Here is a 22,564-nt window from a genome sequence, read left to right on the forward strand (position 1 = left end):
AAAAATATATGCAACAGTTAATCATTTTCTAAAGATATTTTTTCTGCATCCGCTTTAGTATTACCATCTTGAGTTAATTCAACATCGTTGATTAATTTCTCAAAACTTGTTTGCCACAAAAAAGAGCCTGGTGTTGATGTTAGTTCATATACTAGCTCAGATTCTGTAATTCTAAATTGAATATTTTGACTAGATCCTTCGAATAAATTAATTATGAATAGGCAACTATTTCCATCTATCTCTTGAGAAATCAAGTTGAATTTTACTTCAATGATTTCTTCTTCACCATCTTTAGTTTTTTTTTCTTGCACGTAATAATCATTAAAGAACTCTAATGAATATTCTATTTCTGATGATGTAATTTTCCACTCACCTTGATTTAAAATATCTAACCATTTTTGATATACTATATTTTCAGTTACTATATCTTGATGACTATAATTTTCTAGTACTTCTTTCATAAAATCATTGTCTGGATAAAGATAAAAAGATTCGTCATTCAAACTAGTAAGCATGATTGTTCTACCCAATTTAGTTTCTAAATCTAAAGCAATTTCTCCCCACTCTTCATCATGTAAAATAACTTGTTGATGTTCATTTAACATATAAGAACCCTTGCTTAATGTTTTGTCAGCTCTATAAGTTCCATTATCTAAAAATTCGATTATCATCTCATCGTCTCTATCTGAATACCAGATTCCTGAATAGATTTTTGATCTATCTATTATATTTTGTTCCTCAACATCAACATGATACAAAATGGTGTCTTCAATAGTTTCTTTTTTAACTGGCTTATTTAATATAATTGAAGTACTGACAATTAAAAAGGTTACTAACAAAACAGTAGCAGCAAACAAATATTTCCCCTGTTTTGTTTCTAATAGATTCTTTATCATTTTTTCTCCCAAAACTATATTATCTAAATTTTTTAATCTAAGTTGTTACTCCTGGTAATTCCATAACCAGATATAACTGGACTATCCAATAGGTAAGTTTGCCTCCTAACAGCATTCCCAGAATTTCCTTCAATAGTTTGAATTATTCTTCCGTCTGAATACTCGACAATACCAACATGGTCTTTTCCAGTACCATTACCATTCCAATCGAAAAATACTAGATCTCCTTCCATTGGTACATAAGCTTCAGTAGATAATTTATACTTACCATTCTCTGTAAACCAGCGTACCATTTCTATACAGCTAGCTGATTTTAGTATCCGATCTTGAATTAAATATCCAGCTTGATCAGCCACCCAAGATACAAATATTGCGCACCATTCAACTCTATTTGCTAAACCGAACCAACGCCAATATTTATCCCCATTTGGATACCCTAATTCTTCTTTCGCAATTCGAACTAGCTCTCCTGAGTTAGCCATAATATGCTGGGTAATAAGATCCACATAAAACATATTTCCATATTCATACTTCCAGGAAAACCCCATTTTTTGAGCAATAGGATTTCTATATGTTACAGTTCTGCCTCCGCTTTTTTCCCTAGAAAATATTCGTGCCATATCGAAGCTGTAGTCACTATCACCATCAATTAACCAACTAATAAATCCATGCCCGTAGTTATATGCCTGAATTGCAGTCTGTTTATCCAAATTGTTTTCTTCTACAATTCGTAATCCTTGAGCAAAATACTTTACTCCTGCATCAATTGATTCTTCCGCACTTTCGATGGAGTTAGGCGGTAAGCCTAGAGATTCACTCGATTGCATTATATCCCAAGATACTTGTGATTCACCATTTTCATCAATATTAAGTACAATTGGGTTCCCCCCAGATTCTTCCCATATTATTGCCAAAATCAAGTTCTCATAGCCACTTATATCATACTTTTCGCAAGCTTTAATGACTAATTCACGCCACTTTAGAACCGAATCCGGAGGATTAATTAGATTACCAGTAAGTCCACCACTTGAATCATGAAATCCGGTATCTTCTGGATAACTAAATACTAAATTATCAATATATGCTGCTGGATAAAGTATGGCATCACTGTGTGGCCAACTGCGTCTTTCTTGAACTCTTATTTCTAGGTTCCCCATGGTTTGCCCTATTTGCTGCCCTTGGGTTAATTGTTGTCCGACTTTAACTTGAATGTTTTTCAAATTTACGTATCTTATTTGCTTACTTAATGGAGTATTTGATATTACCATATTCTCTCTCACATCAACTACCGTTTCATTGCTTGAGGCATAAACCACATCACCTTCGTCAGCTGATAGAATCATCTCATTAAAAATGCCAGAGACATTTCTATCTCTGTAGCCATATTTTTCAATAACAGTCGCATATGAGTTTTTTCCCAATGGATTTTCTAGAAAAACTTTGTTCTCAAATCTATCTAAATCTTGTATTGGTTCGAACTTATCTAATTCTTCTTCATTTATTTCATCAGGATATTCCTTTAGATAATCATCAATACTCGCCCAATATACTCTTACAACAGCAACTTGAACAATTTCAGTCTGAATCTGCTCTTCAAACTCCCCAGTCTCTGGGTCTTCTATAAGTATAACCTGACTTATTTCTTGTTGCTCACTCTCTACAACCCAATTAAATGTGTAATTATGAATACCCCTCATTTCATCACTAATTCGATTATACTTACTACTTCTTGATCGATTATCAATATTGTAATCTTCATACTTGGCATTTAGGAAATAAAGATACGTATCTGCATTGGAATTGAATAAAAAGTTTGATGGACTAGCTCTAACATCATTAAGCAAAAAATATACTTCATAGTTTTCATCGTTCAACTTTAATTGATTATATATGTCATATACTTCCTTATTTTTTTGTGCATCTAACTGAGTTACTAGTCTGTAAGCTTCTTCTAAAGCCATTTCTTCAGTTTTCACAGTGAAAAGCGCAACAATAAAACTCCATACGGCAATAAAGACAGATATTACAGCGATAACCACACTTGTTATTAATACAATTTTTATCAGTAAGAACAAAACTGGTATTAATAAAAGAATTGCTAAAATGATACCTACTAGATTGAGGTCACCATTCTCGTTTCGACCTATTGTATCTATCAATGAATCTTTTATCATATTTCTGTAAACGTGATTTGATTTCACATGTTTTTTTAACGATTTATCTAATTTGGCCCTAGTGTATGATGCTAATTTTTCTTTTTTATTTAGTATTGTATTTATTTTTTTTGATTTGTTTGATAGTTCACTTACTCTATTGATTTTACTAACCTTATAATTTGATAACATTCTATTTCTTTTGTTACTAGTTTCCCTTATTGAAAATGTACCTCTATTAGTTACATTCTTATCAATTATTTGGCTATGATAAAGATTCTTCTTATAGCCTTCATAACCTACATATTCGTTTAATCTATCCTTTTTTTTCAGAGAGATTAAGTTTTTTTTATTTTTTTTCTTTGATAAGAATGTAACTTTTTCGTTGCCTTCTCTTTTTAATCTAGAATATTCTCTTGATGACCTGTAGGCTATTTTTCTTTCGGAATCATTATATGCCCTTTTTTTGTTTAAGTGATACCTTTGATAATTTTTACTTTTATCTGACACTACTTTTACTTTACTGCTATTGTTTTTATTCAAATTCATTGTTATCTGAGATTCTCCGCTGTTCTATGTTTTCAATGACCTCACCAGGTTTTGTAGTCATCATTTTGTATAATGATGTTTCTTTAGGAAAATGATCATAGAACGGAACAGTAGAATCTCCAAAAACTAACAATCCTCGCCCTTCCTCTGTAAGGTTCATAAATTTTTCTTGCTCTTCTGAAATATCAAAAAGCCTTACTAATTGGTTTCTATCAGTTTTCGCTTGGTTAAGCATCATCACAAAATCGCTATTAGATAACATTCTCCTTGCCATGTCAGATAACAATAGCGTTTCAACATTTTGTGTAATACCTGTAGGTATTGCTCCCCATTTCCGCGCGCGACTCCATAGTTCAAAAAAGTAATTTGACGAGTAATCATTGGAAAATAGAAGTTGCATCTCATCTATATAAATCCATGTTCTGATACCGCTGGATCTGTTCTTAGTAATTCTATTCCAAACTTGGTCTAAAACTACTAACATTCCAATTGTTTTTAGCTGCCTTCCTAAATCTTTTATATCGTATACTACTAGTCTGTTAGTTAAATCTACATTAGTTGGCTTTGAAAAAACAGACAGACTTCCTTCAATATACAATTCCAAATCAGTAACTAGTTGAGCAGCTTCTTCTTCTGGCTGTTCTTTTAAGACTTTAAAAAAGTCAAGCAAAGTTGGGGAATAGTCTTTTCTTTTTTGCAGATGATTAATTTCATATGTTCTTCTACAGACTCTGTCTATAATAGTTTTCTGCGCAGATGATAATCCAACACTTCCGCCAACGATCAAATCACAAAATGAAATGATAAACTCAGACTTCAAAATAGTAGGATCAATATCATCGCCGTAGTTTTCATTAATATCCATAGGATTTATATGCGTTTTTGACTCAGAAGAAATCTTAACAATTTCACCAGAAAATTTTTCGCCTAAAGAAACATATTCTCTTTCCGGATCAATAATAATGATCTCATCAAGATCTTCCTGAACTAAAATATTTACGATTTCACGCTTAACTGAAAAACTTTTTCCTGATCCTGGTGTACCTAAGACAAAACCATTAGGAGCTTTTAATTGCTTTCTATCTAAAGATAGAATATTTTTAGTAACACTATTTACTCCATAATATTTACCGTTCTTATGAATCAATTCTGGTGTTGAAAAAGGCATAAAAATAGCTGCACTAGCCGTCGTAAGTGTTCGATGAAGTGGTATGGAATTTTTTCCAATTGGAAAAGAATTGTATAGACTCTGTTCTTGGAGATATGGTATTACTGATAGTTTAAAGCCATATCTCCGTGCTACTGATTTTATTTCATCTTTAATTCTTTCTAGTTGATCCTTATCAGTAGAAGAATAAATTAAGTTGCCAGTAATTTCAAAAATTTTTTGTCCTTTATTTTGCAAATCATCTAGCAGTTCTTTTGCTTCCACTAATGAATGAGAAAGATCGTATGGTAACATTTCGAAATCATATCCACTTTTCAATGCTTTCTTTTGTTCATCCACTTTTTGTTGTTCCATAAAAGCTAGTTTTGTACGTACAAGGTCAAACGCATCGGGCGGATTCATAGACTTTAAAAATAAAGAAAAAGTGAATTCTCCTGGTATTTCCATCAGATCTGAAAGAAAAGTATCTGAAAGCTCAGAAGGGTATTCCTTAAAATACAGCGATTGACACATCAGACCATCAGCATCAATACAGCGAGCATTTGATTTAAAATCTATACATTTCGGAAGATAGAACTCATCTGAAATTTCAGATATATCTTGATTATCATTTTTAATTAAAACATTACCAATTATTCTCTTTCTATCATCTGCCTTTAAAATAGTGGCCGTTGTTCCTACTCTTCTACAAAACATTTTAAATCTATCCGCAAGTGATTCTAATTCCTTTAACGCTTGATTAACATCTTCATATTTCTGGGAAAAAGTAAAAATTATTGACTTACAATACCCATTTCTATCCTCAGAAACTTTATCGATCATCAGATTATTTAACTCTTTCCTATAAAGATTGTATCCATCTTCTTTATATTCATAAAAAATCGTATTTTTAAAGTCTTCCATTGATCGTTTCTTTTTTTGAATTGTTAACTGGATAGTAGTATTATGATCTATTGAATTCAAAAAATTACAATAATCCATGTAAACATCCATTTTCTTTTCCTCTGAGCTCAGTTGATAATCAATATCATTTACTACTAAACTAATCGAAAAAAGACCTTCATGAGTCTCAACCAAATCATTTTCCAAAAATGATTTAATAGGAAAACTATCAACTATTTTTGTTTTATCTCTCTTTAGTTCGTTCTTTTTTGACTTTTTCATTTAAATCTCCATTTTTTTTTGTTTCTTATATCTTTTTCCTGGTAAAAGATGATATAAGAAAAAATAGTAAAGAAATTGCTTAAAATTAAGCCCATCTTTTTTAAACCATCCAAAAGCAACTATTGGAATTGAACAAATAATCATTATCCAGCTAACTATATCCATTGAATATCCCAATAGTTTAATAAACAAAATGCTTATGAAACTATTGACCCCTATAGCTATACCGACACTAAAAAGTTGTTTCATGCTCATACCCGCTATGATTTTTTCTTTATATTCTTTAATATCCTTTGGCACTCTAACTTCCACTGCCATGTGATCACTTCCTTTTAATTTTAGTTTGCCGAAAGAATCATTTTTGCCCAGCCTTTTGTTTTGTTGATAGAGAACAGAAGTGCTATCATATAAATAGTAATTCCCAAAATTATCCCCCATAGGCCATTCTGAAAATTATCTAAAATTGTTGTAAAAATTGCAGGATATATAACCAAAACAAGAGCTATAAAACAAGTTTGTAATCCTGTAGCAGCAAAATTTTTAAAAAAACCTTTTGACATAGCAGAAAACTCATTGCTAGGTAAAGCTCCCATTGGAATTGGCGCCATTGCACAAAAAATATATAATTCTAAGAATCTAATGTAAATTGTAACTTGAACTAACACTCTAATTACTAACGCTGCTAAAAACATAATACAAAACACTAGCAATGCTACTAACTGTTCCCACCATGACAAGCTTGATACTGCTGAATCAACTCTAGAGTATAAATCCCTTAATGAGCCATCTACTTGGCTCTCAATAATACGTCGAGTCAGAGTTCCCGCGATTAGCAATATTCCATCTAAAATATCTTGAATTCTCAATATGACTATGTAGCATATAATAAATTTAATAAATGCCTTTATAATCATTTCAAATCCAAGGGTGGGTGCTCCTCCTGCTCCCTCAACTTTCATAGAAATTTTTTGAAACTCTAATAGAATGAATACGGATAGTAAAGCAAATGCAACTGGTGCTACAACTGTTTTTTGAATTTCAGTAGATATTCTGTATGCATCGTGCATAAATTCGCTTAAGTTCATACCTAATATATTCATTAAATCATCGCCGTTTAGATACCACATAATTTGACTAAACAAATTCATTATTGCTGTTCTCAATTTTTTTCTCCTATATGCTTACCCGGTATTGTTATGATGTTTTGCCTTTCTAAACTAGTGAAGAAAAATCAAATGATGTTCCAAACCAAGCAGCAGCAACTAGAATTAATCCACCACCCACTATCTGCCAAATTCCTTGCTGAAGCTGTGGACCATTCTTATCTTTTAAAGCCCCCGCAAGAATCACAGTACCCCAAATCAACCAAAGGCCTCCACCAACCATTGTGAATTTTGAGATTAATTCAAAAACATTCTTCAATAGATCTGTATTATTCATTTATTAACACCATTCTTTCTTTAATTTTTTTAAAGGTTAATCCAAATTCCTATCGTGCCAATATTTTTTATTGACATCTCCCAATTTTTTATAATTACTGTGTTTTTCTATATCGTATTTCTTCGATAGAAACGGAGATACTCCTCTAACTTTAAGAATACATTCAGTTCCTTTCAGACTTGATACTTCATCAGGATCCATAAGATTTCTTCCTATTTTTTGAAAACTCTCATTATATGATCCTTGTGCACCTTTTGTTACACTAATATTTCTATACTCAATTGTTTCTTTCCCTAATAACTTTGAAATATATTCATGTGTACTATATTCCATTCCACCTAAATACAACAAAGTATCACTTGTTCCCAATATAGTTTCCCATGTTTCTTTATATAAGTTTTTCAATTGACTTATGTTTTGTAAAATAACATTTGTGGAAATTTCGCGACTTCTTATAACTGCAATCACTTTTTCAAAATCTGGTATTTGACCGATGTTAGCAAATTCATCAAGAATACATCTAACATGAACTGGTAATCGACCTTTGTAATAGTGATCGGCTTTATAAACTAAATTATCAAATAGTTGTTGATACATCATACTTGCTAAAAAGTTAAAGCTGGTATCTGTATCTGGCAACAATATATATAATATTGTTTTCTGATCACCTAAGCAATCAAGTTCCATAGTATCTTTTGATAATAACTTCTGAATACTAGGAATATCGAATGGTGCTAGCCTGACACCTAAACTAACTAGAATACTTTTAGCTGTAAGATTTCCAGATAATTTGAATAACTTATATTGCGATACAGCAAAGTTCGTAGGATCTTTTTGTTCTAAATCGTCAAACATAATATCTAAGGGGCTAACAAAGTCTGGTTGATCTTCAGGAATATCGCCTAATCTAACCATTTCAATTACATTTTGTAAAATTTGATCTTCTTCACATACTTCTTGTATTAAGTAACTAAAAATTGCCAAAAGCAAAGAAGTCTCTGCTTTTTCAAAAAAATCATCTCCACCAGTTTTTTCAGAGTTGGTGGTGTTTTTCACCAGATTGTTCACTAATTTTAAAATATCATCTTCATTTCTTATATAATGAAAAGGATTATAAAAATCGGAATTTTTTCTATTTATCAAATCAAACACCTTAATTTGATATCCATCTTCTTTGAACATTTCAAATGTTTCATGTAGTAGTAAACCTTTAGAATCACTAACAACGTATGATGAATGCATTTGCATTAAATTAGGCTTTACATAAAACCTAGTTTTTCCACTTCCAGCTCCCCCAACAACAACAACATTTTTGTTTCGATTAAAGTTATCTTTACTGGTTATCTTCATTCGTCCACTTAATGAGAGCTTTTCAGAATTTGTCAGTAGTATATTGAATTTCTTCTCCTTATCTACAAAGTTTTTTATATCTGCTTTGCCTCCCCACTTTGCACTTCCATATTCACCATCTAATCTTTGATTCTTCCGATTAAAAGTACCATATAAAATAACAAGAAGGTATGTTACAGAAAAAATGATTCCTAACACAAAAGATCTTTCACTAAATTTAAAAATAAAATTTAAAGAAATAATTTCATGAAATAGTTTATCCATAGATTCTAATACAAATTCTATCTGAAATTTATTATTTCCACTAATTGATTCATAATAAAAATAAAGATTATTACCTACATAAAACAACAAAAACAAAAAACAAAAATGCACAATTAAAATTGTTTTTTTTCCCAAAGTCATCCTCCTGAATTCACTATGACAAATAATTGTTAATACAAACATTACAGTATTTTTAAATGAATCAATATCATCAAAAGAAATACAATAAACTCATATAATATAAAAGATAGTCCTATCATTTCCTTTCTAAACTTTTATTCAACTAAGCACTACTAACCTCTAATATAATATGTCTAAAAAAAGAAATAAGCGTGCTCAGCAGAATATATTGTGTATTTTCATTCAAAAATTTAACTTATAAATATTTCTCAATTTCAAGGCATGCTTATTTAATAACGAAAAATTTAATATTTAATAACTAAAATTAAACAATATGAACGACTAAATGAATTATAAGTTAAAAAAAAAAAAATTCCATTTCATTTTTTTCTTCAATCAAGGAAATTCAGAATTTTTAAGATTTATTTACTTAACAAACTACTTAATTTACATTAGTTGTGATATATTTTTCCAACTACTTCTTTCTTAAAACTAATTTCCATTCAGTTAGTATGTAAAGAATATTGGTTTTTGGCAGTATTTATATCAGATTTTAAAAAATTGTTGAAGATATTCTTTGATCTGATCCAAATTTAGGTTTTCTAAATTATTTAATACCCTAGGTATTGTGCCCTGGATTCTCCGAATAGAAATCATCGTATAATTAAAATTTCATTGATAACATTTCGCAATTTCTGTATTTGATTTTGTATCACAAATATTGGATTATAAAATTCCCTACATATAATCTGAATTGCACTTAAATTTTTTGACTTAAAAATTGGCTTTGAAAACTTTCGTCTTTAAAACGAATAGTAAGCTTACCACGTATAAATTTGAGAGGAATTGTCTTGCTATTAGGGGTATTGTTAAACGATTTTGTGAATAACTTACGAGGGTGTACAAGCCGTTAGTACTTTAGAAAAAAAGGCCTATAGGCCTTCTTTTTCCAAGCATAGTAAATTTCTAGATAGGTAGCCGGTTTATCGCTTGTGAAATTTATTTGTTCAGATCTTATTTAACTAAAAAAAAGATTGATTAAAATCATCTAACACATCAGATTCATTGCTGCTTACTTTTAATAGATCAATTGTTCGAATTAATGACTCCTATTTATGATCAATAAAGGCGATAGGTATTTAATTTAAGCCATCTGTCTTCACTATGTTCATAGAATCTTTGATAAGACGTTACATTTTTAAGCGATGTTAACATGCTATCTAATACATAATTCCACAATAAGAGAGATAGGCATTATTTAGTCACCGAATTCAAGTATCATTGAATTCTATCTATTATTAACTCTATATACTTCGGCGTAAAAGTAACAAATTAAAATATAGTTGATTTGAAACCGTCGAACTGATCGATTATGGTTGAGAAGATATTCTTTCCAGTCTACTTGTGCATACAAAAGTGTTTATATTTCAATTATAATTGTCACTATTTAAATGTGTATTTTTCTCAATTGACTGAAATAATTTCTGGAGATACTATCTTCTAATTCCTGGCTTTTCTTCTTGATAATGCATTAAATCGTCGAAAGCATCATTCTTCTTTTCCTGAAAGAACGGCTCTATAAATTACGGTGGCACTACAGAATCAGAAATGGTTCTTCAGTCCCTTTATCATTTTAAATATAAAAAAACATATATTTCTCTAACATGATTAAATCACCACAAAATAAAAATCTGAGAAGACAATATGCTATATGAATGATGCCATCAAAAAATCCGGAGATTAAGATTTAATGGTTACAGAGATCTCCTATGATACCTTTCAGAAGGAAAAGATACTGATCGTCGATGCTGTCATCCCGCCTGCTCCAAGTGATTTTATAAGTTGTTGTTCTACTGAGGTACATAACGAGCCTGGAAAAGTAATTGATATCTTGCCTATGCGTAAATTACCTTGATTTACAAACTATTTCTTAGGCTGTACCAATCCTGAAGAAGTAAATTTCTTAGTCATAGACATGAACGCCGCCTACTTCGAGCTCACCAATCGTGTTCTACAAAATGCGAAAGTATTGATTGATCGTTCTCATAATGCTAAATATATGAATCAGGTACTAAATGAGTTGCATGTCCGTAAAATGAATGACCTTCGTAAAGCAGGGGCACAAAAGCCAGACTGAAAAATCGAAAATTACCTGGCACTTTTTGCTAACAAACATACAAATATTACCTATTATGGATACACATCATGAGAAATTTTCTGAAATCCAAAATCTCCGCTTCATACTAAAGCAATGATGATATATCGATTGCTTGACTTTTTCAGGACGCTGAATGAGGCGTATCCCTTTTTTTCATGAATTAGTTGAAGCCTTTCTAGAAAAACTTTAAAACCTTAGCAAGTATCCTCAATGCGATAATCTATCCTTACTCTAATGGAAAAATAGAAATGAAGAATACCCACATAAAGACAATGAAACTAGTATTCTCCAGATTTGAATCATTTGAGAACACGAGGATTAGAATTATTTTGATCAATAAGATTGAAGTAACAAAAAATCTAAGCCAGAATGTAGTTCATTCTGACCTAGATTTTATTTTGCGAAACTGATCAGTTCTTATTGACAATGAGCTAACAAATCTAAATAGTCCCGAAGACTTCACCAAAAAAACGAATTCATATTATCCGCAAGAAAATTTAAATCTATACGCCTTACAATCAACTGATTTTAGTCTGATTTATCTAAATATGCTCAAAAATAGATTACTCAATACAAGCAATCTCAGTTTTCATCTTGAGATACAACTATTAGAATTAATAATAAAAAGTTATCATTAATCCAAATTTTCAAGAAATTATAGGAATGTCTATTGACGAAAATTACAATTCATATCCCCCATCCATAAACTATAAAATTTCGTTTAATAGATCTTCCCAAAATTTCCTGACATACTTATTTTTCACGTTTATTAATATTTGCTTTATACATTCTATTCTTTTGCCAAAATAAATAGATACAACAAACTAGCAAAAGGATAATTAAACCGATCAGTCCGATAATCCACCAATTAATGCTCGTGTCTATTGTCACATCTGAGCGGTTCAATGAGCGGGCTTCATCTCCGTCAATAGTAAATTCTTTTGTCCATGTCCATGTCTCATCGCCCGAATGTGCAGTTAGATTTAAAATGTAAGTGCCACTATTAAAACGATCACCATTTAAAGAAATAGGAAAATCAAAATGAGAATTCGGAGCCATCTGCATTTGCTCTTGGCTAGCCTCATATAATAAAGTATCATCACCTTTTTTATGAACAGTTGCTTCAACTGAGAGTCTGTTCACAAACGTAGGCATAAAATTTTGAATCGTTGCACTGATCACATTTCGATAGTTTAATTGATCTGCAAAAACATCGAGTAATTCTAAATTTGGTATCACAGTAGACCGCTCGTTACTTACAACTACTCCAATCACATAGGAAAATTCATTTGTGATGGATAGACCTTCCGATGTTTTCGTATCTGTTTCGGATTCCTTTGGAATTTCACGTATTTTTAGACCGCCAGCTAAAATCCCCTCAAAAGATTCGTTTGGCATGTTTAAAATTGCCTCTATCGTTTGTGTTTCATTTCCTTTTAGTGTGATAACTTCTGGGGTCGTGACTAATTCGTTCAGCGAGTATGAAAGCGTGGTATCCGTAACCTCATCATCTTTACCATATTCGACCACACCTTGAACGTTTGTATAAGCGGTATGAGCGGTGATTTCTATTTGAATCTCTTGATTTGTTGCATTCTGCAAAGTAAGAGCTAACACTTCTTGATCACCTTTTTTTAAATTCAAATCGAAGTAACCTTTTGTTTCATCGACTTGACTATCAGGATAAATAGGCGTCACATAGAAATTCAAAGAATTTTCTTCAGCATTTGAGATTACAGGGAATATGATAAGTAGCATCGAGATGAGAAATCCGAATAAATAAAACTTTATGTAGCTGTTCCAATTAAGTTGTTTTGACAAAGAAACACTCCTCTATTATTAAGAAAAGCAGCATCACAATAATAAGTAATACTGCTTTTCTGGTCGTTGGCATAAAATTTTTAATTAAGCATCTGCTCCGGGGGTTGAAGTTAATTCCCAAGAAAGAGTTGATGTGTAGGTCGTTGCATCTTTTGCAGTAGATCCTGGTACAAATAACTGAATTGCACTGTTTTCAATGACTTCAATAGAGTTATCAGCAGCTTGAGTATTAAGATCTGCTTGGTTTCCCCAAACAACAGATGAGACACCTGCTCCTTGTCCTGTTTCTGCAGTCATTACGGGCACACTACCAGCGTTTGGAATCAACTGCAGGCCAGATGTATGTGATGAAGGAGCGTTAGTTGCATTGCTTCCTGCATACTGAATGGTTGGATCATTTAAAGAAATCTGCGCCCCCGTTAAAATATTGTTTTGAGTGGTCGAACTGAAATCGCTGATGCTAACACTTAAAACCCATCCAGCATTGGAGCCACGAGTATCTTGAACCTGCGCAAAACTAACATAGGGGACTTGTCCAGATCCATCAGCTAGATTTGCTGTTTCAGCGACCATATTATAGGTTTGGTCTTGATTGGAAATGACTTGTGAACCAAAGTCCATAGTGACTGCTTTTACAAGAGAGAGCGGTCCTGTTGTTCCTGGAACTTCAGGATCAATTTCAACATCAGGATCTGTTTCAGGTGGAATAACAACAGATTCCTCATCAGTATTTGGTGTGAACTCAATCTGACCAGTGGTTGTTACATCTCGCACTTCGTCTGCAGAAGCTAGTGTTACTCCGCTAATTAAAAGTGTTGTCATTAAAAACGTCGTTGTTACTAATTGAATCTTTTTCATTTATATGTTCCTCTTTTCTTTTTTTTAATATTAAAATTCCAACAGTAGTTAAAAATACTTTACCAACAAAGAATAGTTTATTATCTATAATAGTATTCATTTTAGGCAAAGACTTTCCTGATCCTCTATCAGTAATTGATGACTCTAACATGCTATCATCTGCAAAATTTGGTGGTAATGGCATTGGTGTATTTTCAGACTCATATTTACCTGTAAATCCAATACTTCCTGATGTATCTGTTATTTTTAAATTTTCAGCATATACAATTGGAGATAGAATTATCAAAGAAAATATTAAAACTGAAACTCTAATTATATGTTTCACATTAGCTCTTCCTCCATTCACATAAAAATCACTTTCTTTAAGCACTCTGTATTATATCGATATTTGCTAGATAGCGAAATTCATTATTTTCCAGGTAAATGATATTTTTGATTTCAATGCGGTAGAACAATAAACGTACTTTTAATATTCAACAATTTCTATCGTTTCACTTAAACGATTTGAAAATTGATACTATTGTCTTATAGATATCTAGAATCAATTAGCTACTCAATCGCTTATAAATTTTATTTCTAAAACCAAATTAGATTTAAGAACTTAGGAAATTTCTCTAAAAAAGATGATATCTTTAAGCATATAAAATAGTACTTTCTATTTTTATCTAAAACAAATACTTTTCTAAAGTTTTAAATATACATTACGACTACTATAATAAATCATTAAAAAAATGTTTCACAAAGTATTATTAAATAGATATTCAACATCAATAAAAATACTATTTAAATATATTTTAAAGTTAAAATCAAAATTTTATATTAATTAAAAGTCAGTCTCCTACGGATTCAATAAATATTGAGTAATGATCTGCCTAGATGTATTTTGAAAGCCTCACGCTCCTAATATTTTTTAAACTGATATCTTCTTAATTCTTTTACTAACATAAATCGCGATTTGTACTTATTACACAAAAGATAGGAGCTTATCAGAAAAAAAGATGCGGGTCAATAAAACACTAACAGGATCGAACTGTTTTGTGCATTTTCTCTAAATGTCTTCAAAATTGCTCATTCATTCAAGTAGACCAGATTACTAGTAGGCTTATCTAAAAAACTTTTTACTATATTTATATGAAAAAGAAAGCTTTTGTATTTCTAGGTCTTCTAAGTGATTTATCTTGGTTAAATAGTTCAGAAAAGTCACACGCGGTGATTCATTAATCAGCTCGAACAATCTTCTTCTATTGCTGGTCATGAGAGTATAAAATATTTTGTGTAAGTTCCAATAGTAAAATGAAATAAATCAATCTAGGAGGAACAGACCAAGAGTACGCTCTCTAAAGAACAATTCAAAGAAATGATTCAACACTATGATATTAAGACTACCAGAGATATAAAAGACGCAAGTTTGGTGAAACGATTGAAGAGATTATGAAAGTAGAACTGAAGACACACCTTGGCTACGAAAAACACGATAAAAAGACGAAGTACACTACTAATAGGCGAAATGGTTTCAGCTCTAAAACCTTACGGTCCGCAGAATATGGTGAATTGCCGATTGCTATACCAAGAGATCGAGTAGGTGAATTTGAGCCTACCATTGTTGAGAAGAATCAATCTTCTGTTTCTGTATTAAAAGAACGAATCATTGCCATGTATGCCAAAGGCATAAGTATAAGAGATATTCAAGATCATTTTAATGATTTATATGGATCTGAAGTATCACCAACACTCATTTCAAATGTCACCAATAAAGTTTTGCTACTGGTAAAGGAATGGCAAAATAGTCCGTTAGAAGCACTTTACCCAATCATTTTTATGGATGCAATTCAATTTAAAGTCCGATACGAAGGTCGAATACAGTCCAAAGCTGCTTATGTTGTTTTATGAATCACTGCTGAAGGTCTAAAAGAAGTTCTATGTATTTAGATTGGTGAATCTGAATCATCAAAGTTCTGATTATTGATATTGAATGAGTTAAAATATCGTGGTGTTCAAAATATTTTGATTGAGTGTGCGTATAATCTAAATGGATTTAATGAAGCAATTCAAGCCGTTTTTCCAGAAACAGAGGTTTAAAAATGTATTGTCCATCAAGTTAGAAACATTGTGGTATTTGTTGGTTATAAGGATTTAAAGACTGTTACTGCTGGTTTAAAACCGATCTATAAAGCTTCTACTGAAGAGCAGACTTTAGAAGCTTTAAGCGATTTTGACAAGAAACGGTGTCAAAAATATACGATTATTACAAAAAGTTAGATGGATAATTGGACTGAATTGTCTACCTATTTCAAGTATCCAGAAGAATTACGACGAATTATTTGCACAACAAACTTTGTTGAAGGATTTCATCGGAAGCTACGAAAATCGACAAAATCAAAAAGTGTGTTTCCATCAAATGAGTCGTTAATAAAAAAGTTCTATCTTGTAACAATGGATGTCACAAAAAAATGGACCATGAAGGTCCAAAATTGGGGTCAGATTCTGTCGCCGTTTGTCATATATTTTGAAAATCGAGTGATCGATTACATCTAAGTTTTCTGAACTTACACAAAACTCTTTACAGACCCCTAGCCATTGTTATTGAAACAAAACTTACTATCAATTAAGAATACTGATCTATGGAAATCCTTTTAAATCAAAAACTTTGTACTTTACAATATAGATGAAAATGGATAAATTTAGCTATTTATTGATAGTACTTGAACCAATATGAACCATAACTTTTTAGATGTTAGTTGAATACAAATTAAATGCTAGCCTTTTCGTATTAAGTAGATTTAACTTCTATAGGTGGAAATTGCGATTGGACTTCTTGGCGAATATTATTAACATTACTTTTAAATTCAGATATCTTTGTGATGAAACATCAACTCTTGGGCTTTAGCTAAGACAGACATCGACTCTTCATCGCTGGCATCGTTCGATAGAGCAAGCAATTTTAAAATTTTCTGTTTGGCTTTTTCGTTCATTGACCGCCTACTCTCTTTCTATCAACCAGTACAAATTGCATTCTCGGTCATCTGCGTAAATGGTAACCGGCACTATGTACCAGCTCTTTAAATACATCGGTTGGACCATGATTATCTAGTGGTCATTCTTTTTGCCAAATTGGGACACGTAACGTATCTACAACGTCCTTTGATAACGTTACTTCGTCAATCAGGACATCTATCACCTGATTCACCGTCAAATAGTTAATCTCTGATTCCATTACGCACGTCTTCCTAATTATAAGTGATCAATGTTTCTTCTTGTGAAGGGTAGTGGGTTTGTTTCACCGCAAAGGATTCTGCTTCGCTTTTTGTTAGAAAGCTAGCAGCGACCGCTCCTCTCACATAAACCACGAATTGCCCGTTTTCTTCTTTGGTTTTGACCATTGATATCGCTCTCTTGTCTTTTTATTTTAGTCTACCATAGTGATAGACATTGTTTGCACCTTTATTTTTTGCTATAATAAAGGTGCAAATACAATGCTAAATCGTTACCCGCTTATCTTAACTCGCAATTAAGATAAGCTTTTTTTGTTTCTTAAATGGCTATGCAGCATGCTTTTCTTCCTCTCTGCTAACTTTTCTATTAACGACTTTTAGCCACTTTTCAACAATGATTTCAAGTTCATCGCTCGGATTTTTATGCTCATGTCCTTGATTTTGTATAATTTTTTTTCTAATAATGTAATGTAAAATAGGTCACTGTTGGTTCATTTTTCTTCCGTATAAAGACTAGCGAAACGTCACCGTTTAATTGCCAATTTATATACTTAATACCGCCAACGCAATGCTTCAATGCTTTTCCTTCCTCAACGACCTCTTTAGCCGTCTTCGGTAAAACAAACTGGATATCATCAATGGTCATTTCTAGGAATTTGATTTCCTTGGTTCGTTTTGAGAATTTCATCTTTTCATCTTTTCATTTCACCGCATTCAATGTTTGAACAACTTCATCATGTGCTTCATTTAAATTTTCAAGAAATCGATTCTTTGAAGTTATCGGTCTTTTCAGCTCTTCCATCAGTTTTATATAATCTAAATAGAATAAAAAGGGACTGTGACATAAGTCCATAGAAGAAAACCGCAAGAAATGACTAGAAAGCGTTCATTTCTTGCGGTTTTTTGGGTAAAATAAAAAGGAGCACCGGTTCCCGCCAATGCCCCATCATTTAATTCTGAAAGGACTAAACAAAATGCATACTAATTATAACATGAATCAACTCACTTTGGATCTATCTACTTCATTTTCTCCAAAAGAAAATCATGTCGCCGTTTTTATCCATGAACTGGTCGAAGCACTTCAGATTAATGACCCCTATCTTTTTGGTCGACCAAGAGAATATGATTTAGGTGACATGATGAAGTTGGTTCTTTTTGCGTATACGCGAGAAACCTTTACAAGTCGCAAGATTGAACGCTTAGCTGAAGAAAACCTATATGCTCGCTGGTTGACACAAGAACGGGTTCCAACTTATCGAACGATCGCCCGTTTTTGTGTATCCAACGATGTGCAGGAATTGACCAATAAAGGCTTAGATCAATTGATAGAGTATCTGCGTGCACGGAATCTGATTGATGATGCGTTGTTTATTGACGGGACCAAAATCTTGGCGGATGCGAATAAATACAGCTTTGTCTGGAAGAAAAATACGATCCGGTTCGATCAAATGAATCGCGAAAAATTGCTTACTATGATGACGGAACTAAGAGAAGCGTATGACCTGAAACAGATTCCCGAAGGGACGACCTTGACCGTAGACATGATAGATGAACTGTTAAAACGGATGGAACTACGTCTGGAAGAACTAGAAAAAGAAGTTGAGACAACGAAACGTCTTTCCCCAAATCCAGCGAAACAACAACGACGAACGTTGAAAAGCCAATTACGCAAATTAAATACAAAGCGAGGAAAACTTCTGGAACATCAAACGCAGTTTTCTACTTATGGGACAAGAAACAGTTATTCAAAAACCGATCATGATGCGACATTTATGCGCGTAAAAGAAGACCACATGAAAAATGGCCAATTTAAACCTGCGTATAACCTGCAGATCGCTACATGTAATCAATTTGTGCTCGGCTACGATGTCTTTCAAAACCCAACAGACACTAAAACACTGAAACCATTACTGGAAAAAATGAAGACTGCACAAAAGTCCCCTCATTATTTGGTCGCCGATGCAGGTTATGGTTCAGAAAGCAATTACCGCTATATAGAAGATGAACTTCCTCAGCATACTGCACTGATTCCTTATGCAACGATGTTTAAAGAACAAAGTAAGAAATGGCAGACAGATGACCGGAAAGTAATGAATTGAGTTTACGAGCCCAATGAGGACTTTTACATCGACCCCAAAGGGGTACGATTCAATTTTCATGCCTACCGTCAACGAACAGATGCGGATGGCTTTGTCCGAATTTTTAAAGAATACCAAGCAGAAAAAACGGATGCGAACCAAGCGCTCATTCCTGAAGCCTTAACCCCAAAGGGGAATCGTAGAAAGATCACTGTAAATCCGCCTTGGGAGTATCATAAAGAAAAACAAAAAGAACGGTTATCAACGCCTGACATTCAAAAAATATATGGGCGGAGAAAAGTCGACGTGGAAACAGTCTTCGGATTTATGAAGGCTTGTTTGGGCTTCACTCGATACACGGTTCGAGGCTTAGAGAAAGTCAGAAAACAGACCGGTTTACTCCTTACGGCAATCAATATGATGAAATTGACAAAAATAGGGACTTGAACTACTCAAAATGAATAAAAAAAACAAGAAGCACTCGAAAAATCTCATGATTTTCGAGTGCTTCTTATTTTTTGAAGAGCGTAACTAGTTAACTTATATCACCCCTCCTTTTTACATATTTTTATTAATTAAAGAGAGGGAATATGTGATCGCTCACGGAAAATTTAAACCTGCGTTGGTACGGACATATTCTTCAACATTATTGACAGGAATCGAAGACAATCGATAGTAATCAGTTGGGGTCCAATTGATTCCATAAGAAGGAACTTCTTGATATTTTCCAGAATGATCTGAATCATAGCCACTATTTATCAAAAGATTGTTTTGGTTCAATAAGTATCCCATTGGTGATGGAGGGCCATCTGGGTGCCCCCAAGCACGCTTTGTATTGATAAATACGTTTTCTTCAGCAATAACTTGTGCACTGACTCCAACACCGATTCCATAGCTAGAAATGTCAGTATAAAGATTATTTAGAACATGGACCTCACCGAAACGAACCCGAGGATTTCTTTGTTCAGTTCCCTTGAACCAATTATAGGCAAATGTAACTTTTAATTTTCCCATGTCTTGCTCTTCATTTGAATCAGAATGTCCAACCAAAATCGTTTTGTTGTGATTGGTAAAAATATTATTTGAAACCGTGATCCAATTTGATCCTCTTTTGATATCAATCAATCCATCATGCCGATTACTTCCTGTAGGGACATCTGCTGCAATCCAGGGTTCATCAGAAAAATAGTTATGATCAATCCAAACGTGTTCGCTATTTTCGATAGTAATTGCATCAATCTCTGTAAAATCGCCAGGATTTAAGCGAGTTTGTTTTTTTGTCTGAATCCCGCCATTATCATCAGGATACTCACCCTCATCAAAAGATAAAGAGTTAGTTAATTTTAAATTTTGGATAATCACCTGCTTCTGACCACGGATTCTTACCCCCCCACCAGTGATCTCCGCATCAGGGCTGACACCGATAATCGATTTGTGTGACCCTACATCTACGATTACGCCTGGAGAGGAGACAAATAATTCTGTTAAATCAATTTTATTGTTAACGTAAATTTCCGCTGGCTGATCTCCCTTTATTGCGTCTCGAAATTCAATTGCTGTTTTGACGAAGATTCTTTGACCACTTTCTCCACCGACTGTTCCTGAGCCATAGTTCGCAAAACCAAATGAATTCGCTGGAATTTCTGCGGCTTTAGCATTCGTAGTAAAACCACCTAAAACCAATAGGCTTAATATAATTAGTTTTCTCATGCTTTTCTCCCAATATTATTTTTTAGAAATCGGCCGAACTTCTAATTAAAATTATACAGACTATTTCTGAATTTTGATAATCGATTTCTCAGTGATCGCATGAAAATATTGATTTTATTGTTATTTGTATTTTTGGTAAAATTAATGGCTCTATAATTTATGGGACTGATGAATCAGAATTGATTCTTCAGCCCCATTTTCATTTTAGGTATTAAAAAACATATCGTTCTCTAGTATGATTAAATCACCACAAAATAAACAACTGAGAGGACGATATGCTATATGAATGATTCTATCAAAAAAATGCTGAGAATAATAGAGAAAGATTTGATGATTACAGAGGTCTCTTACGAGACCCTTCAGAAGAAAAAGACGTTGGTCGTCGATGCTGTTCTCTCGCCTCCTCCTCGTGCTTGTAGAAGTTGTGGTTCTACTGTGGTAGATGGAAACGGGAAAGCAATTATAGTGAAAAATGGGCAGAAGGAAACGATTGTCCGTTTTGAACAATACAATCATATGCCTTTGGTTATGCGCCTAAAAAAGCAGCGCTATACCTGTAAAAACTGCCGAACCCATTGGACGGCTCAAAGTTATTTTGTCCAACCCAGACATTCAATCGCAAATTATGTTAGATATAAAATTGCTTCTTTACTGACTGAAAAAGTATCTTTATCTTTTATTGCAAAAAGCTGTCAGGTATCTTTGACCACCGTTATTCGTACATTGAAAGAGTTTAAAAGCTATTTACCAAAGCAATCTAAGAAGATTCTCCCCAGAGTATTGATGGTTGATGAATTTCGTTCGCATGCTTCCATAGAAGATAAAATGAGCTTTATTTGCGCAGATGGCGAAACAGGAAAATTAATAGATGTTTTGCCTACGCGTAAATTACCTCGATTAACAAGCTATTTCTTAGGTTGTACCAATCCAGAAGAAGTAGAATTCATGGTTACAGACATGAACGCTGCCTACTTCCAGCTCACCAAACGTGTTCTGCCAAATGCGAAAATAGTGATTGATCGGTTTCATATTGTCAAACACATGAATCAAGCGTTTAATGAGTTGCGTATCCGTGAAATGAATGAACTTCGTAAAGCAGGACAGAAAATCCAGGCAGAAAAACTGAAAAAGAACTGGCGCTTTCTGCTAAAAAATCGTACAAACATCAACCATTATGAATACAAAACATGGAAAAGTTTCCGATCGCCAAAATACCCATTTCTCACTGAAGCAATGATGATTGATCGATTGCTTGAGTTTTCTCCGCCCCTGAAGGAGGCGTATCCCTGTTTTCATGAATTAGTCAAAGCCTTTCGAGACAAAGACCCTGACTTATTTTTCTCCTTATTGGAAGAACTTTCCGAAACGTTAGATGACGACTTTCGGGAGAAGCTTCAAAACCTTCTGACCTGTGAAGAAGGCATCACCAACGCAATGATCTATCCTTATTCCAATGGAAAAATAGAAGCGAAGAATACCCACATAAAGACAATGAAACGAGTATCCTACGGATTTAAATCATTCGAGAACATGAGAATTAGAATCTTTTTGATCAATCAATTAATCAAAGTAAGATAACAAAAAATCTGAGCCAGAATGTGGTTCATTCTGACCCAGATTTGA

General features: G+C 33.0%; 14 protein-coding genes and 4 pseudogenes. 4 read left to right on the forward strand and 14 right to left on the reverse strand.

Going from position 1 to position 22,564, the window contains the following annotated elements:
• Positions 1-17 precede the first annotated feature (17 nt).
• The 7 genes from IGI86_RS13330 to IGI86_RS13360 are packed head-to-tail and all read right to left on the reverse strand — an operon-like array spanning position 18 to position 9,119.
• Positions 18-896 carry a hypothetical protein gene (locus tag IGI86_RS13330; RefSeq protein ID WP_430617401.1) on the reverse strand — a complete coding sequence of 293 codons (879 nt, stop codon included), beginning with the start codon at positions 894-896 and terminating at the stop codon, positions 18-20.
• A gap of 32 nt (positions 897-928) precedes the next feature.
• A complete protein-coding gene (locus IGI86_RS13335; protein ID WP_430617403.1) occupies positions 929-3,598 on the reverse strand; it encodes a lysozyme family protein in 2,670 nt (889 codons plus the stop codon).
• Entirely contained in the window at positions 3,585-5,930 is a 2,346-nt protein-coding gene (locus IGI86_RS13340) for a VirB4-like conjugal transfer ATPase, CD1110 family (RefSeq protein WP_430617405.1), read from the reverse strand. Before IGI86_RS13340 ends, IGI86_RS13335 begins: the two co-directional genes overlap by 14 nt.
• The gene (locus IGI86_RS13345) at positions 5,931-6,248 is read right to left on the reverse strand and encodes a PrgI family protein (RefSeq protein ID WP_430617406.1); all 318 of its coding nucleotides are present in this window, start codon (positions 6,246-6,248) and stop codon (positions 5,931-5,933) included.
• A 20-nt stretch (positions 6,249-6,268) separates the two neighbouring features.
• Positions 6,269-7,093, reverse strand: coding sequence for a hypothetical protein (locus IGI86_RS13350; RefSeq protein WP_430617407.1), 825 nt, complete (start codon positions 7,091-7,093; stop codon positions 6,269-6,271).
• 49 nt (positions 7,094-7,142) lie between these two features.
• Positions 7,143-7,370: a hypothetical protein gene (locus IGI86_RS13355; protein ID WP_429960182.1), complete on the reverse strand. Its 228-nt coding sequence runs from the start codon at positions 7,368-7,370 to the stop codon at positions 7,143-7,145.
• A gap of 36 nt (positions 7,371-7,406) precedes the next feature.
• Positions 7,407-9,119: a VirD4-like conjugal transfer protein, CD1115 family gene (locus tag IGI86_RS13360; protein ID WP_430617408.1), complete on the reverse strand. Its 1,713-nt coding sequence runs from the start codon at positions 9,117-9,119 to the stop codon at positions 7,407-7,409.
• Between the two features lie 1,852 nt (positions 9,120-10,971).
• On the opposite strand from IGI86_RS13360, the pseudogene IGI86_RS13365 reads away from it, so the two are divergent.
• Positions 10,972-11,672: pseudogene (locus IGI86_RS13365) on the forward strand (transposase); the annotation flags it as partial.
• Between the two features lie 343 nt (positions 11,673-12,015).
• Here IGI86_RS13365 and IGI86_RS13370 read toward each other — a convergent pair.
• The 3 genes from IGI86_RS13370 to IGI86_RS13380 all read right to left on the reverse strand — a co-directional run bounded on the left by IGI86_RS13370 (position 12,016) and on the right by IGI86_RS13380 (position 14,266).
• Positions 12,016-13,083, reverse strand: coding sequence for a DUF916 and DUF3324 domain-containing protein (locus IGI86_RS13370; protein WP_430617409.1), 1,068 nt, complete (start codon positions 13,081-13,083; stop codon positions 12,016-12,018).
• Positions 13,084-13,167: 84 nt separating this feature from the next.
• Positions 13,168-13,941, reverse strand: coding sequence for a WxL domain-containing protein (locus IGI86_RS13375; protein WP_430617410.1), 774 nt, complete (start codon positions 13,939-13,941; stop codon positions 13,168-13,170).
• Positions 13,886-14,266 (reverse strand): hypothetical protein, encoded by a 381-nt coding sequence (locus IGI86_RS13380; protein ID WP_430617411.1) that lies wholly within the window; start codon positions 14,264-14,266, stop codon positions 13,886-13,888. The genes IGI86_RS13375 and IGI86_RS13380 overlap by 56 nt, the downstream gene beginning before the upstream one ends.
• A gap of 1,032 nt (positions 14,267-15,298) precedes the next feature.
• Between IGI86_RS13380 and IGI86_RS13385 the strand changes: the two are divergent.
• Positions 15,299-16,476 (forward strand): annotated as a pseudogene (locus tag IGI86_RS13385) (IS256 family transposase).
• A 332-nt stretch (positions 16,477-16,808) separates the two neighbouring features.
• Here IGI86_RS13385 and IGI86_RS13390 read toward each other — a convergent pair.
• The 3 genes and pseudogenes from IGI86_RS13390 to IGI86_RS13400 form a co-directional block, all read right to left on the reverse strand.
• Positions 16,809-16,913: pseudogene (locus IGI86_RS13390) on the reverse strand (DUF2786 domain-containing protein); the annotation flags it as partial.
• Between the two features lie 255 nt (positions 16,914-17,168).
• Positions 17,169-17,321, reverse strand: a complete 153-nt coding sequence (locus IGI86_RS13395; protein WP_430617412.1) for a hypothetical protein — start codon at positions 17,319-17,321, stop codon at positions 17,169-17,171.
• Between the two features lie 289 nt (positions 17,322-17,610).
• Entirely contained in the window at positions 17,611-17,841 is a 231-nt protein-coding gene (locus IGI86_RS13400) for a PcfJ domain-containing protein (RefSeq protein ID WP_430617413.1), read from the reverse strand.
• A 286-nt stretch (positions 17,842-18,127) separates the two neighbouring features.
• Between IGI86_RS13400 and IGI86_RS13405 the strand changes: the two are divergent.
• A pseudogene (locus IGI86_RS13405) lies at positions 18,128-19,678 on the forward strand (IS1182 family transposase).
• 153 nt (positions 19,679-19,831) lie between these two features.
• Here the strand turns inward: IGI86_RS13405 and IGI86_RS13410 are convergent.
• Complete coding sequence (locus tag IGI86_RS13410) at positions 19,832-20,941, reverse strand: pectate lyase family protein (protein WP_430617414.1); 1,110 nt, start codon at positions 20,939-20,941, stop codon at positions 19,832-19,834.
• Positions 20,942-21,223: 282 nt separating this feature from the next.
• Between IGI86_RS13410 and IGI86_RS13415 the strand changes: the two genes are divergently transcribed.
• Entirely contained in the window at positions 21,224-22,519 is a 1,296-nt protein-coding gene (locus IGI86_RS13415) for an ISL3 family transposase (RefSeq protein WP_430617415.1), read from the forward strand.
• Positions 22,520-22,564: the final 45 nt, after the last annotated feature.

This window comes from Enterococcus sp. AZ188 (assembly GCF_050544075.1).
Taxonomy (GTDB): Bacteria; Bacillota; Bacilli; order Lactobacillales; family Enterococcaceae; genus Enterococcus_D; species Enterococcus_D entomosocium.

Coding starts and splice junctions, on each gene's coding strand:
- IGI86_RS13330 (WP_430617401.1), bottom strand. CDS start 896: ATGATAAAGAATCTATTAGAAACAAAACAGGGGAAATATTTGTTTGCT.
- IGI86_RS13335 (WP_430617403.1), bottom strand. CDS start 3,598: ATGAATTTGAATAAAAACAATAGCAGTAAAGTAAAAGTAGTGTCAGAT.
- IGI86_RS13340 (WP_430617405.1), bottom strand. CDS start 5,930: ATGAAAAAGTCAAAAAAGAACGAACTAAAGAGAGATAAAACAAAAATA.
- IGI86_RS13345 (WP_430617406.1), bottom strand. CDS start 6,248: ATGGCAGTGGAAGTTAGAGTGCCAAAGGATATTAAAGAATATAAAGAA.
- IGI86_RS13355 (WP_429960182.1), bottom strand. CDS start 7,370: ATGAATAATACAGATCTATTGAAGAATGTTTTTGAATTAATCTCAAAA.
- IGI86_RS13375 (WP_430617410.1), bottom strand. CDS start 13,941: ATGAAAAAGATTCAATTAGTAACAACGACGTTTTTAATGACAACACTT.
- IGI86_RS13395 (WP_430617412.1), bottom strand. CDS start 17,321: ATGGTCAAAACCAAAGAAGAAAACGGGCAATTCGTGGTTTATGTGAGA.
- IGI86_RS13400 (WP_430617413.1), bottom strand. CDS start 17,841: ATGAAATTCTCAAAACGAACCAAGGAAATCAAATTCCTAGAAATGACC.
- IGI86_RS13410 (WP_430617414.1), bottom strand. CDS start 20,941: ATGAGAAAACTAATTATATTAAGCCTATTGGTTTTAGGTGGTTTTACT.
- IGI86_RS13415 (WP_430617415.1), top strand. CDS start 21,224: ATGAATGATTCTATCAAAAAAATGCTGAGAATAATAGAGAAAGATTTG.